The 620-nt window shown below is 51.3% G+C and carries 1 protein-coding gene; it reads right to left on the minus strand.

Going from position 1 to position 620, the window contains the following annotated elements:
* Nucleotides 1–588: lateral flagellar system RNA polymerase sigma factor LafS (gene lafS / locus R7Z49_RS25995; protein WP_318112559.1), on the minus strand; the 588-nt coding region annotated here is incomplete at its 3' end.
* Nucleotides 589–620 lie beyond the last annotated feature (32 nt).

Genomic DNA, 620 nt, shown 5'->3' on the forward strand with positions numbered 1-620 from the left:
TCGCTTTGACAATCGGCCTAGTGCGCTGTCTAAGCTACGACGAATGTGCTCGTGCTCCATGCCGTCGTATTGACCACCAAAGTGGCTGTCGGTGCTGTTTTCCATCAGTTGATCGAGACTTTGCATTTCACCTGCAAGCGCCGCGTTTTGACGGTTGTAATAATCTTGCTCGTCGGTGCCTAGAGCCTTGATGATTTCTGAGTCCGTTGGCATGCGACCTAACGAGCGGGTGAGGTCACGTGTGACGTCGTTAAGCTCATGGGCTTGCTGACGTGTCTTACGTGAGCGCCAGTCTAAACGGCGCAGTTCATCTAAGATCGCGCCGCGTACACGGCAAACCGCAAACGCCGGGAAGTGAGTATCGTCAATGTCTCCATAACGACGTCCTGCTTCAACCAGCGCGATAAGACCAATTTGCTGCATATCTTCGATACTGCAATGGGAAGTGGCATGAACGCGAAGCTGGTTAACTACGCGTTTCACCATCACTTGATGACGTTGCAAAAGTGCGTTTTCATCAATCGGGCGTGATGGTGTGTTCACTTCCTCTGGTGCGGTGTACGTTTCTTGAGGGTTCATGTCTAACATGGTTGTGCTCCGTTATTGCACAACGTATTTCG

Source organism: Vibrio sp. 1562 (genome assembly GCF_033340155.1).
In the GTDB taxonomy this organism is placed as follows: Bacteria; Pseudomonadota; Gammaproteobacteria; order Enterobacterales; family Vibrionaceae; genus Vibrio; species Vibrio alginolyticus.